General features: G+C 34.2%; 16 protein-coding genes and 1 tRNA gene. 5 read left to right on the top strand and 12 right to left on the bottom strand.

The annotated features are described in order from the left end of the window. Positions 1-49: 49 nt before the first annotated feature. Complete coding sequence (gltX, locus tag BUB91_RS00635; RefSeq protein ID WP_073095776.1) at positions 50-1,564, top strand: glutamate--tRNA ligase; 1,515 nt, start codon at positions 50-52, stop codon at positions 1,562-1,564. Here the strand turns inward: gltX and BUB91_RS00640 are convergent. Continuing rightward, positions 1,559-2,218 (bottom strand): hypothetical protein, encoded by a 660-nt coding sequence (locus BUB91_RS00640; RefSeq protein WP_073095778.1) that lies wholly within the window; start codon positions 2,216-2,218, stop codon positions 1,559-1,561. The two genes, gltX and BUB91_RS00640, sit on opposite strands and share 6 nt — an antisense overlap. Before the next feature lie 89 nt (positions 2,219-2,307). Between BUB91_RS00640 and BUB91_RS00645 the strand changes: the two genes are divergently transcribed. Next, positions 2,308-3,330: an SPFH domain-containing protein gene (locus BUB91_RS00645; protein WP_073095779.1), complete on the top strand. Its 1,023-nt coding sequence runs from the start codon at positions 2,308-2,310 to the stop codon at positions 3,328-3,330. 71 nt (positions 3,331-3,401) lie between these two features. Here the strand turns inward: BUB91_RS00645 and BUB91_RS00650 are convergent, their stop codons facing one another. The 4 genes from BUB91_RS00650 to BUB91_RS00665 form a co-directional block, all read right to left on the bottom strand. Continuing rightward, positions 3,402-3,644: a DUF6327 family protein gene (locus BUB91_RS00650; RefSeq protein ID WP_073095781.1), complete on the bottom strand. Its 243-nt coding sequence runs from the start codon at positions 3,642-3,644 to the stop codon at positions 3,402-3,404. Positions 3,645-3,646: 2 nt separating this feature from the next. Beyond that, positions 3,647-4,045 carry a hypothetical protein gene (locus BUB91_RS00655; RefSeq protein WP_073095783.1) on the bottom strand — a complete coding sequence of 133 codons (399 nt, stop codon included), beginning with the start codon at positions 4,043-4,045 and terminating at the stop codon, positions 3,647-3,649. Between the two features lie 6 nt (positions 4,046-4,051). Continuing rightward, positions 4,052-4,426, bottom strand: a complete 375-nt coding sequence (locus BUB91_RS00660) for a YtxH domain-containing protein (RefSeq protein ID WP_073095785.1) — start codon at positions 4,424-4,426, stop codon at positions 4,052-4,054. A gap of 197 nt (positions 4,427-4,623) precedes the next feature. Continuing rightward, positions 4,624-6,654 carry a glutamine--tRNA ligase/YqeY domain fusion protein gene (locus BUB91_RS00665; RefSeq protein ID WP_073095787.1) on the bottom strand — a complete coding sequence of 677 codons (2,031 nt, stop codon included), beginning with the start codon at positions 6,652-6,654 and terminating at the stop codon, positions 4,624-4,626. Between the two features lie 183 nt (positions 6,655-6,837). Between BUB91_RS00665 and folB the strand changes: the two genes are divergently transcribed. Together folB and BUB91_RS00675 are read left to right on the top strand one after the other, a co-directional pair. Beyond that, positions 6,838-7,194: a dihydroneopterin aldolase gene (folB, locus tag BUB91_RS00670; protein ID WP_073095789.1), complete on the top strand. Its 357-nt coding sequence runs from the start codon at positions 6,838-6,840 to the stop codon at positions 7,192-7,194. Between the two features lie 51 nt (positions 7,195-7,245). Then, positions 7,246-7,316, top strand: a tRNA-Cys gene (locus tag BUB91_RS00675). Between the two features lie 99 nt (positions 7,317-7,415). Here the strand turns inward: BUB91_RS00675 and BUB91_RS00680 are convergent. From BUB91_RS00680 to rnr, 3 genes are all read right to left on the bottom strand, one after another. Continuing rightward, entirely contained in the window at positions 7,416-8,132 is a 717-nt protein-coding gene (locus BUB91_RS00680; protein ID WP_073095791.1) for a LysE family translocator, read from the bottom strand. Between the two features lie 124 nt (positions 8,133-8,256). Then, the gene (locus BUB91_RS00685; protein ID WP_073095793.1) at positions 8,257-8,925 is read right to left on the bottom strand and encodes a head GIN domain-containing protein; all 669 of its coding nucleotides are present in this window, start codon (positions 8,923-8,925) and stop codon (positions 8,257-8,259) included. A 56-nt stretch (positions 8,926-8,981) separates the two neighbouring features. Next, entirely contained in the window at positions 8,982-11,186 is a 2,205-nt protein-coding gene (gene rnr / locus BUB91_RS00690) for a ribonuclease R (RefSeq protein ID WP_073095795.1), read from the bottom strand. Positions 11,187-12,191: 1,005 nt separating this feature from the next. Between rnr and BUB91_RS00695 the strand changes: the two genes are divergently transcribed. Further along, positions 12,192-12,632 (top strand): GNAT family N-acetyltransferase, encoded by a 441-nt coding sequence (locus tag BUB91_RS00695; RefSeq protein ID WP_073095797.1) that lies wholly within the window; start codon positions 12,192-12,194, stop codon positions 12,630-12,632. A gap of 45 nt (positions 12,633-12,677) precedes the next feature. Here BUB91_RS00695 and BUB91_RS00700 read toward each other — a convergent pair whose 3' ends face one another. From BUB91_RS00700 to rnpA, 4 genes are all read right to left on the bottom strand, one after another. Further along, entirely contained in the window at positions 12,678-13,055 is a 378-nt protein-coding gene (locus BUB91_RS00700; protein ID WP_073095799.1) for a hypothetical protein, read from the bottom strand. Positions 13,056-13,198: 143 nt separating this feature from the next. Then, positions 13,199-14,824 carry a S41 family peptidase gene (locus BUB91_RS00705; RefSeq protein WP_073095801.1) on the bottom strand — a complete coding sequence of 542 codons (1,626 nt, stop codon included), beginning with the start codon at positions 14,822-14,824 and terminating at the stop codon, positions 13,199-13,201. A gap of 3 nt (positions 14,825-14,827) precedes the next feature. Next, positions 14,828-15,646, bottom strand: coding sequence for a DUF4349 domain-containing protein (locus tag BUB91_RS00710; protein WP_073095803.1), 819 nt, complete (start codon positions 15,644-15,646; stop codon positions 14,828-14,830). 17 nt (positions 15,647-15,663) lie between these two features. Beyond that, entirely contained in the window at positions 15,664-16,047 is a 384-nt protein-coding gene (gene rnpA, locus BUB91_RS00715; protein ID WP_073095804.1) for a ribonuclease P protein component, read from the bottom strand. Between the last annotated feature and the right edge of the window lie 14 nt (positions 16,048-16,061).

Genomic DNA, 16,061 nt, shown 5'->3' on the forward strand with positions numbered 1-16,061 from the left:
TGTGTGTCAATTAGGGTTATTAAGTACCTTTACATCCTAAAATTTTACTATGTCTCAAAATGTACGTGTGCGTTTTGCACCCAGTCCCACCGGTCCTTTGCATATAGGCGGTGTACGAACAGCTTTATATAATTATCTATTTGCTAAAAAACACGGGGGAACCTTTGTTTTGAGAATAGAAGATACAGACCAAAATCGTTATGTTGAAGGTGCTGAAAATTATATAATTGAAGCTTTAAACTGGTGTGGAATTCCTTTTGAAGAAGGTCCCGGTAAAGAAGGTGGTTTTGGTCCCTACAGACAAAGTGAACGCAAGGATAAATATTTCGCATTCGCGGAAAAATTAATCGTTTCTGGTGATGCGTATTATGCATTTGATACCGCCGAAGCACTTGATGCCCATCGTAAAGAACACGAGGAGAATGGCAAAACATTTATCTACAACTGGCATAATCGCAACAAATTAGATAACTCACTTACGATTTCTGCTGAAGAAACACAGCTAAGAATTGAAGCAGGCGAAGACTATGTAATACGTTTTAAATCTCCAGATAGTGAGATTTTAGAACTCGAAGATATCATTCGGGGTTCTGTAGAAGTAGATACCAGTCTTCTTGATGACAAAGTACTTTTTAAAGCAGACGGGATGCCTACCTATCACCTGGCAAATATTGTAGATGATCATTTAATGGAAATCTCTCACGTTATTCGTGGTGAAGAATGGTTGCCATCACTAGCCTTACACGTGATGTTGTATCGTGCATTTGGTTGGGAAGCTCCTCAATTTGCGCACTTACCCTTAATTATGAAACCCGTAGGAAAAGGAAAATTGAGCAAAAGAGATGGAGACAAAATGGGATTTCCTGTTTTTCCTTTAGAGTGGAAAGATCCTAAAACAGGAGATAAGGCTTCCGGTTATCGAGAAGATGGGTATTTACCGGAATCAATGGTAAATATGCTGGCATTCTTAGGTTGGAATCCGGGAACTGAAAAAGAGATTTATACTTTAGAAGAGCTGGTAAAAGACTTTGATCTAGAACGTGTTCATAAATCAGGAGCTAAATTTGATCCTGAAAAGACAAAATGGTTTCAACAGCAGCATTTGCATTTAGCAACAGATGAATCTTTGGTGTCTGGTTTGCAGGCTATCTTAGCAGAAAAACAAATCAATTGTGATGATGCTTATGTGCAACACGTTATTCATTTGGTAAAAGATCGTGCTATTTTCATCGCAGATTTATGGGAACAAGGCAGTTTCTTCTTTGAAAGACCAACATCTTATGATGAAAAAGCAGCTAAAAAAGCCTGGAAAGAAGATACCGGAAACATCATGACTTTATTAACAAAAATCATCGCAGAAACTGAAGATTTTACAGCAGAAAATCTATCTGCAAACGTAAAAGATTGGATTCAATCCGAAGGTTTAAGTTTTGGGAAGGTTATGCAACCGCTAAGATTGAGTCTGGTAGGCTCTATGTCTGGACCAGATGTGTTTGAGATTGCTTCAACTATAGGTCAAGAAAAGACCTTAGAGCGCATCAGATTTGCGATAGAGACTCTATAAATACAAAACGATTCCTGCAGTAATAAGCCCTAGATTTCCTTTGAAGTTTATTGCTGCAGGATCTTTTAATTCAAGATCTTGGTCATTTAGTTTATTCAGTGCATTTGTAAATCCGTATTGATAATTTACTGTTAAACGTACATGCGTAAAACCTGCACTTATACCGGTCATAACAATACCATTTACCCGAGACCATTCTTGTAGATCTTCAGCTTGTAAATTGGTATATCCTTTTACAATCAGATTGCTTTGATCTCCAGTATCTAATTTCATTTTTCCGTTTACTTGTAAAACAGGTCCTGCTTCAATACTCAAGTGATCACCGGCAATCAAATAACTCAACAATAATTTAACCTGTGCCCCACTCCAAGTATATCCTACTTGTTCAATAGCTGTAGTACTTTCAGCATTTACAGCAATCGAAGTCTGCATAAAATCAACTCCAAAGATTAAATCAAAATCATTGTAAAAAGCAGAACGCTTAGATAAACCAACTAAGAAACCCGATTCCTGAGTGGTTTGAAAATTGGACGTATTTAAGTCTAATAAAGCATATTGCCCTTGTAAACCTATTCTATTGGAAGAGTAACTTTTACGTTGAGCCTGAATTGAAATTGAATAAAAAATTAGCAGAGAAAAGAAAAAATGCTTCAAAACGTTACATATTTTTAAAAAAGACGACAAATGTATTATATTATTGATAATCCTATTCTTTAATTTTTCAATTAATTAAAACTTAAAATATGTCACCAACATTTATCTTACCCATCATTCTCTTTTTTGGGTTAATCATTTTGATTTCGGCAGTGTTTATTGTCAAACAACAAACAGCTGCAATTATAGAACGCTTCGGAAAATTTACCAGCGTACGTAATTCCGGTATTCAGTTAAAAATTCCGATTATAGACAAAGTTGCGGGTCGCGTGAACTTACGTATTCAGCAATTAGATGTGATTGTTGAAACAAAAACTAAAGATGATGTTTTTGTAAGATTGAAAATTTCTGTACAATTTCAGGTAGTAAAATCTAATGTATATGATGCATTTTATAAGCTTGAAGATCCACAAAATCAGATAACTTCTTATGTATTTGATGTGGTGCGTTCTGAAGTGCCAAAAATGAAGTTGGATGATGTTTTTGAACGTAAAGATGATATCGCAATTGCTGTAAAAAGTGAATTGAACCAGTCTATGACAGACTATGGTTATGACATTATTAAAACGCTTGTTACCGATATAGATCCAGATCAGCAAGTTAAAATCGCTATGAACCGTATTAACGCTTCTGAGCGGGAGAAAGTAGCTGCAGAGTATGAAGCAGAGGCTGAACGTATTAAAATAGTTGCTAAAGCGCGCGCAGAGGCTGAAAGTAAGCGTTTACAAGGTCAAGGTATAGCAGATCAGCGTAGAGAGATTGCACGCGGTCTGGAGGAGTCTGTAGAGGTTTTAAATAACGTTGGTATCAACTCGCAAGAAGCTTCGGCTTTAATTGTAGTTACGCAACATTATGATACGTTACAATCTGTAGGAGAAAATACCAATTCTAATCTTATTTTGATGCCAAATTCTCCGCAAGCCGGTAGTGATATGCTCAACAATATGATTGCGAGTTTTGTCGCTTCTAACAAAATAGGAGAAGAAATGAAGAAAAAGCGCAATGACGAATTGGGAATACAAGCTAAAGCAAAAAAGAAATCGCAACCTAAATCACAGTCTGGTTATGATGATGATTTCACAGATTTAGACGACGATTTATCGAGATTATAGCTCAAATTGATACCCATAAAAAAACCGAGGCTTTCACCTCGGTTTTTTTATTTTTCTATTTCAATAGCAATTTATTTCTTATCGTCAATATTCTTGACTTTCACTTTTTTGATACCTAATATTTTATTAACTGCTTTAAGAACAACTGCTTTTTGAACAATAGCTCCTAAAGAACCTGCTACCAGACTTACGGGTGAAAAGGCATTTTTAGTATCATTTATACTTAATTTTAGTTGCTCTTCATCAATTTGCTGTTGCAACTTTAAAATTTTAAGATCGTTATCTATCTGATCAAATGATTTATATACTTTCATACTTATTCTCTTAAGTGTTTAAATTCTTCATCTAAAACTTCTTCTTGAGTAGACTCATTAAAAAAGACCTTAGAATATTTTCTTAAGACAATTTCTGTTATAAAAGATTTTCCAAAAAGTTTATAAAGTATAAATATCACTAGATATATACCCGCTACGATAAAATAGCCATAGCTCAAACTTTCTAAAGATTCACCTATTATTATAGCAATCCCAACAGAAATGAAAAGTATGAATATAAGAAAAATACTACCGCTTACCATTAGATTTACTAATGATACGGCACCATCCATCATTTTTTTAAAACTATCTAATTTGTAATATTCTAAACTACTATTTAGATATTTTTTTGCATCATCTGATACTTTATTTATGTGCTCTGAAATATTAAATATAGACATGCACGCTTATGCTTTTGCAGTTGGTACATCAATATTTTTTACCTCTTCAACAACTTCATCAGCAGTTTTAGCATTTTTCTTTCTTAATTCTTCTAATTTCTTTTCCATTGAAACTAAAATGTTATCAGCTTTAGAACTTGCCGTTTTTAAGGTGTCTTCTAATTTAGCATCAAAAGATTTCTTAGCATCCTTTGCAGAAGCAGATAAATGCTCAGAAGTTTCTTGAATTTGCTTTTCTAATTTCTTTTTAGCGTCTTTAGCATTTTTTGAGATTTTTTTTCTTGTTTTATCTCCACTCTCTGGTGCATATAATAGACCTAAACCTGCTCCTATTGCTGCTCCTGTTATTAATGCTAAAATTGTATTTCCTGTTTTTGACATGGTGATTGTTTTTAGTTATAATCAAAAGTAAGAATGTTAAAATCTAATCTCCGTTAATAACCGGTTAATAAATTGACTATTAACCTTAAAGGTATGCTAAAAAAGAGCCATTGAGACTCCTTTTAGTTGATATACGGTAATTTAAGAGTTAACTTTAATGAAACGCTCTTTTAAAATAAGCTTCTAACTTTAATTAGTTACAGCTGATTTAGTGATTCTTGAAGCAATTCATTATCAGAAGTTTTCATTTCTTCTAAATAAGCAGCTACTTCTACATCATTTGCATTTACCTTATCAAATTTTATAAGCACAATTAAAGTTTCTAAAACAGCTAATCGTGTACCTATTTTTTTAGCTGAAGTATTGAATAATTCTTTCAGTTCTTGAAAATCTACATCTTTTGCCAGTTCTCTAATTCTTGTGATTGCTTTTACACGCTTTTCATCAGGAAGCTGTGCTAACTTCTTACCTACTTTTTTGATTTCATTTAAAGCCGGTATCTGCGGAATTTGCTTTTTTGGAGCCGCTTTTGGCTGATTTTGATGCGTTGTTTTTGATTCTACTTTTGACCAAGTATCGCGTAAACCTACAGTTCTATTAAAAACTAAATGTTCTGCTGTGCTGTCTTTATCAACATTAAAATATCCTAAACGCTGAAACTGAAAAATATCTCCGGGTTTTACATTACTCAAACTGGGTTCTAAATAACCGGTAATGGTTTCTAATGAATTAGGATTAAGGTGCTGCATAAAGTCTACCTCTTTATCCCCATCTGGTGACTCATGATTAAACAAACGGTCATACAAACGTACTTCTGCTTTAATAGCTTGCTCAACAGAAACCCAATGTAGTGTTCCTTTTACTTTGCGCAGACTTGCTTCTGTACCGCTTCCACTTTGTGAATCTGCATCATAAGAACAATGTATTTCTATGATATTTCCTGCATCATCTTTAACTAGAGATTCACCTTTTATGATATAAGCGTTCTTAAGACGAACTTCCTTACCTAAAGTAAGTCTGAAATATTTGCTGTTTGCAGATTCTTTAAAATCATCTTTTTCTATATACAGTTCTTTAGAAAAAGGCACTTTTCTGTAACCCGCACTTTCATCTTCCTGATTATTTTCAGCATCGAGCCATTCTACTTGATCTTCAGGATAATTATCTATAATCAGTTTTACAGGATCTAAAACAGCCATCACACGCGGAGCCGTCTTGTTAAGATCTTCGCGAACATTAAATTCTAAAAGCGAAACGTCAATTACATTATCGCGTTTTGCAACTCCTACAGTATCTATAAAATTACGGATAGCCGCCGGGCTATAACCCCGTCTGCGTATTCCGGAAATAGTAGGCATTCTAGGATCGTCCCAGCCACTTACAATTCCCTCCTGTACGAGCTTAAGTAACTTACGCTTACTCATAATCGTATAACTGAGATTTAAGCGCGCAAATTCACGTTGTTTAGGTTTTACCCCATTTGTAAATACATTATCAACAAACCACTCATAAAGCGGTCTGTGTGGCTTAAATTCTAAGGAACACAAACTGTGAGAAACCTGTTCTACATAATCACTCTCTCCATGAGCCCAGTCATACATCGGGTAGATATTCCAGGTATTTCCCGTACGGTGGTGTGCTTTGTTAATAACCCGATACATAATAGGATCTCGCAACAACATATTAGGGGATTTCATATCTATTTTAGCACGTAAGACATGTACACCTTCAGCAAATTCACCTTTTGCCATTTTCTCAAAAAGCTCCAGATTTTCTGCAACAGAACGATCCCGATACGGACTGTTCTTACCCGGTTCTGTAGGAGTTCCTTTTTGTTCAGCCATAACTTCACTAGACTGTGAATCTATATAGGCTTTACCATCTTTTATAAGCTGAATTGCCCAATCGTATAATTGCTGAAAATAGTCTGAAGAATAACAAACTTTATCCCATTTAAAACCCAGCCATTTAATATCTTCTTGAATAGCATCTACATACTCTTGCTCCTCTTTTGAAGGATTGGTATCATCAAACCGAAGATTTACAGGAGCATTGTATTTCTCACCAAGACCAAAGCTTATGCAAATAGCTTTGCAATGACCTATGTGTAAATAACCATTGGGCTCCGGTGGAAATCTAAATCGTAAATCAGATTTAGGAAAACCGTTATTTATATCTTCTTCTACTATTTGCTCTAAAAAATTGAGAGCTACATATTCTTCTGCCATAGTTTGTGTCGTGCTATACTTGAGTCCTTCCTAATTTTAATAAAATTACAGACTCATTAGGTGCGTAAAATTACTAAAAAATACACGTGTTTACGGCTTTTAAAAAGGCTATTTAAAGCTGGTCATTCTCCTATTTCTGTAATTAGAAATAATATCTTTACAGTCTTAAAGTGCTTAAAAACTATGGGAACTATAAAACTAAACCGGGTAAAAGTATACGCTTACCACGGCTGTCTTATTGAAGAAGGCCAGATAGGATCTGATTATCTGGTAGATTTAAAGATCAAAACAGACCTTATTAAACCTGCTGTAACAGATAATTTAAGCGATACAGTAGATTATGTACATCTCAATAAAATAATTAAAGAAGAAATGGCACAGCGCTCTAAACTTCTTGAACATGTATGTGATAGGATTCTAAATCGTTCATTATCAGAAATATTACAAATCACTAAGGCTAAGGTTACCGTACGTAAAATAAACCCACCAATAGGTGGAGATGTAGCTTCTGTAGGAGTAACTATGACTAAAAAACGTTAATAGCTTTTATATCTAAAGAAAAACCTTAAATTTGCAGTCCTATTAAAAAAGGGTGTCGTGGCCGAGTGGCTAGGCAGTGGTCTGCAACACCATCTACAGCGGTTCGAATCCGCTCGACACCTCAACAAAGACTCTTCCTAACTGAAGGGTCTTTTTTTTTAATAAAATTGAATGTATTCAAGATTTTTAGAAAACCTAAAAAAATAAAAATCAGTAGTGATTCAAAGGGAGATTGAATCCCCATCCAGGCCAAACTGACTTTCTGGAGCGATCTCTTCGATACGCTTTTCTATCTGATGTATTTTAGAAGGAAACAATCCCTTTGATATCAGCAATAATCCAAAAGCCAGCATTAAAACGCTTATAATTTGTTTAATTACCGATATACGCTGGGGTGTAAGTTTACTCCGTAATTTTTTAGCTAAAAGAATTTTAATAATATCTATAAATAGATAAGTAGCTAAAATTCCACCGAAAAATATAAGTAAACGCTCAGAATTCATATCGAGCTGTGGTCCTGCAGATATAAGAATAACAAGCCAAAAACCCAGAACTCCTATGTTGATAAAATTCAGTAAAAAACCTTTTACAAAAAGCCCCAGATAATTGCGTTTGCTCATCACAACTGTAGGATGCTCATCATCATCAAGTTTGTTTTTGCGCACTCTTAAAAAGGAAATAACACCGTATACGGTGAGCAACATTCCACCAAAAATGAATAAAGCCGGATCATCTTTAAGTTTATCTAGCAGCTGATTTGTACTAAAATAAGCAATAAAAATAAAGATGGTATCTGCGGTTACAACACCTATATCAAATATAAAAGCTGCTCTAAAACCTTTTAAAGCAGCTGTTTCCAGTAGTACAAAAAACACGGGTCCTACAAGAAATGCGAGTAGAAAACCCAGTGGTATTGCAGTTGATAAGTCTTGTAACATTTAGGAGTATGAAATCTTTTTACCTGATTAGAGGTTAAAAGTATTCTAAGAATAATTCAGTTAAGATTCTCGCTTCAGACAAACCTGAAGCCTGTACTCACAAAAGTAACTAAATTGAATCAAATCACTTCATAACCGTCACACGACCTCCAATAAATTTATCTTTTATAAGTTCTGTAGGATTACCGTAAACGTGTACATCACCACCGGCTCTGATCTTTACTTCAGCAGTTCTTCTTGCAAAAATATCTGCCTCTCCCCCTGCCTGAATGCGTAAGGTAGTATCTGTAGTTTCTAAAGATTTACCTTCATAAATACCACCGGTATTCACTTCTACATTTTGATTTTTAGCAGTTCCGCTTGCGTTTATAATTCCACCGGTAACAGCACGCATTTCGGCATTTTCTACTTCAAGACCCACTTTTACCTGTGCACCTTCCTGAACACGTATTTCTATTCTAGGTTGTTCTATAAGTTCATTTACCACGATCTCTGCACCTTCATTAGCATCAATAACTCTTAGATTGTTATAATGTACTTCTACAAAAGTCTCATTACCATCAAAGATCTTATTGATATCCATACGTATTTTTAAGACTCCGTTTTTGTTTATAAGTTCAATATCTTCGATATCTTTTCCTTTTAGGATTACTTTGTTATCTGAAGATTTGATGAGGTTTACACGCATACGGTCAAAAACTTTAACCTCGGTAAAATCTCCAACAGCTTTAGTTTCTTGTGCATAAGTAGCGGTTGTAGCAACCAGCAATAATGCAATGATTAGTTTTTTCATAAGATTTTAATTTTAGTATTAGAAAGACAATACAAAACTCAATTTGTTACAGTTGCTTAAGCTTCTATTGCACTCTTTACTTCTACTAACGTAAAATCTAAATGTTTCTTGACTAAATCTGCTTCTTTAACTTTTACCAACACTTCATCACCTAAAGTGATTACTTGTTTAGATTTACGACCTACAATCGCGTATTGCTCCTGATCAAAATCAAAATGATCACCTTTAATATCCCGCAAGCGAATCATTCCTTCACATTTGTTAGCTACAATTTCAACATAGATTCCCCATTCTGTAACTCCTGAAATAACGCCCAAGAAGGTTTCATCTTTGTGGTCTTGCATAAATTTAACCTGCATATACTTGATAGAATCACGCTCTGCACTCGTAGCCAGATATTCCATCTCGCTACTGTGCTTGCATTTCTCTTCATATTCTTCTTCGTTTACAGATTTTCCCTGATCTAGATAATGCTGTAACAATCTATGAACCATAACATCTGGATAACGCCGTATGGGAGAAGTAAAGTGAGAATAATAATCAAATGCAAGACCATAATGGCCAATGTTATCTGTGCTGTACACCGCTTTACTCATCGTACGTATCGCGAGTGTATCTATTAAATTCTGTTCTTTTTTACCGGCAACATCAGTCAATAAATTATTTAAAGATGCAGTTGTACTTTTTCGGTCTTTAAAATTCATTTTATATCCAAAACGACCGGCGATGGTTTGTAAAGCAGCAAGCTTTTCATCGTTAGGTTCATCGTGTATTCTGTATACAAATGTTTTCTTAGGATTTTGCTTACCTATAAACTCTGCAACTTTCTTATTAGCCAAAAGCATAAACTCTTCAATAAGTTTATTAGCATCTTTAGAAGTTTTAAAGAAAACTCCAACGGGATCATTTTCCTGATCCAATTCAAATTTTACTTCAACTTTATCAAAAGAAATGGCTCCATTCTTCATACGTTGTCTGCGCATGATTTTTGCTAATCTGTCTAACTCTAAAGTTGCATTTACTAAAGCCGGATCTACGTTATATGACTTTCCGGTAATTGAAACTTCTGCAGGAATGGTTGCTTCTCGCGTTTCTATAATTTGTTGCGCTTCTTCATAAGCAAAACGCGCATCACTATAAGTTACCGTGCGACCAAACCATTGTTCTTTTACTTTACCTGAAGATTTATCTAATTCAAAAACTGCAGAAAATGTATATTTTTCCTCATTAGGTCTTAGCGAGCAAGCATTATTAGATAAGATTTCCGGAAGCATAGGAACCACACGATCTACCAAGTAAACCGAAGTTGCACGTTCATAAGCTTCTTCATCTAAAATGGTTCCCGGAATCACATAATGTGAAACATCTGCAATGTGAATACCTACTTCGTAATTCCCATTTTTTAAAACCTGAAAACTCAATGCATCATCAAAATCTTTTGCATCCTTTGGATCTATCGTAAATGTGAGAACATCACGCATATCACGGCGTTTTGCAATCTCATCTGCTTTAATACTGGTATCTATGCTGTTAGCATATTCTTCTACTTCATTAGGAAAATCATGCGGTAGACCATATTGAGCCAGAATTGAATGAATCTCTGTATTGTGCTCTCCTGGCATTCCGAGAACCTTAATTACTTTACCGAAAGGCGAATCTGCTTTCTCTGGCCAATCTTCAATTTTTACTAAAACCTTCTCACCATCTTCAGCTCCATTGAGTTTATTCTTCGGAACAAAAACATCAGTACGCATTTTACCTTCCGCAGAAGTATTTATGAATGCAAAGTTCTTTTGCATTTGCACAACGCCTACAAATTCATCGGTCTTACGCTCTATAATTTCTACAATTTCACCTTCGTGTTTCTTGCTTCTGCGTTGCTTATAAACATAAACTTTTACGATATCCCCGTTTAAAGCTTTACCCATGTTATTTTTAGGAATGTAAATATCATTTTCCATCCCTTCAACAATTACATAACCATCTCCTTTACTGGTGCAATCTAATTTACCGGCATGATAATGAGATTCTGCACTAAAAATATATTTTCCACGTTCTTTCTCCTGAATGTGTTTTTTTGCTGTAAGCTGTGCTAATTCTCTGACGATCTCATTGCGGCTGTTAGGATCATCTACTTGTAGTTTTGCCGCAATCTGTTTATGGTTGAATAATTTACCGGGTTCCCGTTTTAAAATAGAGATAATTTTCTGAGTAAGGTTACCGATTTGTATATTGGATCTTCGTTTTTTTTTATTTGGCATTCAATGCTTTGTATTAATTAGTTCAAAATTAGCTTTAAAAGCTGAAAAACTTAAGTGTATTACGTGAAGTTTAAGTTAATCTTAGTCCTTAAAAATCAAATAAATACAGATTTAACAGTTACATGACCAATATTTAATTTTAAAAAGGGGTCACTTGTTAAATAAATGCTAAATTTGTTGTATTCATTAATCAAACTTTTTCAATATGAAAACGTTTTTGTTGAAGCGCTATACGATCATCCTCCTCTTTCTTAGTATTTTTATTCTAGGATTCTTAGGAGTTTTATCGTACGTCAATTCAATTTTTTAAAAGATACATCAATTCTAAGATTAAAAAAAGGAACTCTCTAAAAAGGGTTCCTTTTTTTAATCTTAGAATTCAAAACTTCAATTTTTCTTTCAATGCAATTTCAGTTGTTAACAGTATATATAATAATCATTTTTCTTTTTTAAAATTTAAATTAAATCTGATGCTTATTATTGTTTGTTAATAGCGGTATAAGTTTAACTATCTAAAGTTTGGAATTTTAATTATGGGTAGATATTAACGGTTTATACAGATGTTTTCAGATTAAATAGCTGTTGATTTTCAACGAATTTAGAAAGGCTGTTAACAATTGTTGATAACTACAATTAGCAGTTATTTTTGAATAAAATGTTACTAACATTTATTAAAAATGAAGCTTTGAATTGCTCATAAACTACCAACAAAATTTAGAAAGATTTTCTTGCATAGTATTACCCATGATCTGCTTTGTAATTTTTTTGATAGAAAGCAATTTTCATTTTACTTTTTTGATGACAACTTATAAACAATCATGTTAACTAAGTGTTAACTCATTTGATCCTAGATTGTTAAGTTGAATAAAAAGCTGTAAGTTCTTTAGAACGAGTACTCAAGGCTCATTAGGTTATTCACATGGTATTTATGCTACTTCTAAATCATCATTTGATAAGGAATATTTTCAATTAATGCAGATATTGCATCACCTCTAAAAGTAACTGATGGAAATTAAAATACTAAGCTTTGACCAATTAACCATTCATACTTTATATGAATTACTACAGTTGCGTGCTGAAGTATTTGTTGTTGAACAAAACTGCCCGTATCAAGATATAGACGGTAAAGATCAGAAAGCTTTACACGTTTTAGGATATAAAGATGGCAAACTGGTCGCCTATACGCGTTTGTTTAAATCAGGTGCTTATTTTAATAATGCAAGCATAGGCAGAGTTTTGGTTAAAGAGAATCAGCGTCAATACGGTTATGGTAGAGTGATTATGCAAAATTCTATAACTTATATAGAACGTATTTTTGATTCAAAAACTATAGAGTTATCCGCGCAAACCTATCTTAAGAAGTTTTATAATGAATTAGGTTTTGAAGAAGTAGGAGAAGGATATCTGGAAGATGATATACCACATATACGTATGATTAAACACTAAAAAACCGCCAGCTGGCGGTTTTTTATTTTGTTATGTAAAATGCTTTTAAATCTTAACTGGGGTTTTATCTAAGTTGATACTATTTAAAGTTTCATCGGTAAATTTATAATGACCTCTGGTAGTAAAGATTTTAAATTTAAAATTTTTCATACCACTCAAAGTGTCTAGAAATAACCATTTTGACTTTAAGAGTCTGGGTTTTTTCGACTTTAAACTCAATTCAAAAATGTGTTTCTCGCCATCGCGTTCCGCAACAATGTCTGGTGTTATAGACACTTCGCTTCCGCGTCTGATATACGATTTAGGAGATTCAAATCCATCTGTATCGGCTTTGATGTTTTCAAAACCTCTATCTTCTAAATAGCTTATCGCAGTTCCTAAAATTTCTGTGTTCTTATCGGTATCCTTATCTATAGTTATCATAAATATAATATAAGAGATAGATATTAAAAAACTCTTAACTTAAGGTTAAATAATTGATTTTCAATGTTAATTAGTGAGGTGATTATACTATATTCTAAAATATTTACAGTATATTTTACTCTTTTGGTTAATTAAGCATAGAATCAACGATTCAATACTTTTAAGTATTTACTGCTGTTGTTTAAAATAGATTTAGCTTCAGCAATCTCCTCGTTGTGCGTAAGTTGATATTCATACAAACCTTCTCTATAAAAATATCTTTTGACTAATTCGTCAATAATCAATTTTGAAATTTCCCGCTCTTTTTTATCCAATTGCTGTTTTTTAGCAGCATCGATTCTTTTCATCAAATTCGCATATTCGGTACTGATTTCACTTTGCAGATTATCTTTTTCAGCAACGATATACGCTTCTTCCAAATCTCTTTCGGTTTGTGTTTGATAGGCAAATCCTTGCTTATCCAGAAAACTTTTAAAGGCAGCATAATCTGAATCAGTAAAATCAAAATCCTGCAGATTGCTGTAATCATGCTTGTAGAAGTATTCTGTGGCGAAATCAAAAATCGCCTGATCCCGCAATAAAGCTTCCGTAATAGCGCTCATTCCTGCAGATTCTATTTGAATATCCGGTAAAACTCCACCTCCATCATAAACTTTTCTACCCGTACTGGTTTTAAATTCGTTATAATCGGCAACATTTGTACGCACTGCGTTCCCTTTCTCATCCCGATTCCAATAATCTAAGGCTTGTATACAGCGTCCACTAGGTGTATAATATCTTGATATAGTAATTTTCAATTGGGTACCGTAAGTAAGCTCTTTAGGTCGCTGTACAAGTCCTTTACCAAAACTACGAGCACCTACAACAACTGCACGGTCATAATCTTGCAGAGAGCCTGAAACAATCTCACTTGCAGAGGCACTACGGCCGTTTATTAACACAGCAACCGGTATTTCTGTATCCAGAGGTTCATTGCGTGTATAATATTCCTGATTGTACTTCTCAATTACTGATTTTGTTGTGGTAATCAGTTTATCCTTTGGAAGAAATAAATTACTCACATTTATTGCTTCGGTTAGTAAACCACCAGGATTTCCTCTAAGATCTAAAATGATTGAAGTTGCCCCTTCACTCTTTAATTCTTTTACCGCAGCAGCAGTTTCTGAAGATGCTTTTTTATTGAATTTTGACAACACAATATACCCCACTTTATTGTCAATAAGTGTGTAAAAAGGTACTGCTTCAATATCAATTTCTTCCCGTTTCAATGATGTGGTTTGCAATTTTCCCTGGCGTTTATAAGTGATGGGAATACTGGTACCGGGAGCACCTTGCAACAAATCACCGGCATCATCTTCAAAATCTGCAATGTTGATATCTCCTATTTTTATCAACTCGTCACCAGCTTGTAAACCAGCTTTATCAGCAGGATAATCTTTATAAGCTTCTAGAATGGTAATAGTTTTATTACGTGTTAAAACCGAAGCACCAATACCTGTATATTCACCAGTGTTGCTAATTCGTGCATCTTCTACTTCTTGTTCAGTCCAGTATTTAGTGTAGGGATCCAGATCTGCAAGCATACCTTCAATTGCACTATCCATCAACTCTGCAGGATTCACTTCATCAACGTAATTCATGTTGAGTTCTTTAAACAGTGTGGTAAAAATTTCGATTTGCTTAGCGATTTCAAAAAAATCACTTTTAAAACTAACGGTCGTAAACAAGATCACTACAGCAGTAGCCGATATGAGTATGCGCTTTTTCATATATTATTTTTTTAATGCTTTTTTACGTTGCCAGCGTCGTATTAGAAAGATAGCAAGAATCAATAAGATTATAAAGGGCCATATATAAAGTATGCCTAATAAAAACGTTGAAATACCTTGCCAGCCCCCTTTTAAAGCCTGAATAATTTTAGAACCGTAAGAATGCGTTACGTCACTTTCTACAGTAGTTTTATAAAAATAAACAGTGAGCGTACTGTATGAAACCTGCTTTTTTAGGTAATTGAGTCTGCCTTCTTTGGCTTCTATTTCTTCACGTATTGTGGAAAGTTCTCGTTCTATTTCAAGAATTTCTTTTACTGATTTGGCTTTTTCTAAAAGTTGAAGGTACCTGTTTTCAAGTTCTCGTTTTGCTTTTAAGCGTGCTTTTAAATCAATAAATTCTTCAGTTACATCACGTTGACTGATTGATTTCTCATCATAAAATTCAACGCCTTTTGAGATGATCGTTAATGCCTGCTGAAAATTTTTAGAAGGAATGCGTAACTGTAATTCCTGATAATTGCTTTGATAAGCTTTACCTGAACGTTCATTCTGAATATATCCATCTGTAGCTTCAACTGCTTTTAAAATAGTTGATTTTGTTTCTGTAAGATTTTGAGTTTTAAAACGCAGATTCCCGGTTTTGATAATCTTGTGCTCTATATTTTTATCAGAGTCTGTTGATGAATCTTGTTCTCGATACGATGCATCATCATATGCAGCTTCTTCCATTTCCAGAGATGCAAGTTCAGTATTACTTTCTGAAACACCACTTGAGCACATATAAACCATACTCAACATTAAAAAACCAAGTATTTTCATAGTTGCTGCATTTAAATTTAAGGGTTTTCGGGTAGATGTCGTTTATTAAACTTCTCAGCGAGTTTCAACATCGCTTTCTCAAGTTCTTCAATCGTTACCACTTCTCTGCCGGTATAGATAAAAATAAACCCAAAAGTCTTGTCATTTGTTTGAAACTGCGTCTTGTTTTTTCGGTAAACTTCGCGCATTAAGCGTTTTATGCGGTTGCGGGTAACGGCAAGTTTGTGATTGCGTTTCGCTACCGAAACTCCGGCTTGTATAGCAATATTTTTTTCAGGTAAGGGGGTTTCTACATAAAAAAGCAACAGCGGATAAGCACTTGCTTTTTTACCGGTACTGAATAATTCATCCAGCAATTTCTTACGCTTTAAATGCTCTTTTTTAGGAAAGGTTTGCTTCATTTTTTTGCCGAAGG

It is taken from the genome of Leeuwenhoekiella marinoflava DSM 3653, assembly GCF_900129005.1.
Taxonomy (GTDB): Bacteria; Bacteroidota; Bacteroidia; order Flavobacteriales; family Flavobacteriaceae; genus Leeuwenhoekiella; species Leeuwenhoekiella marinoflava.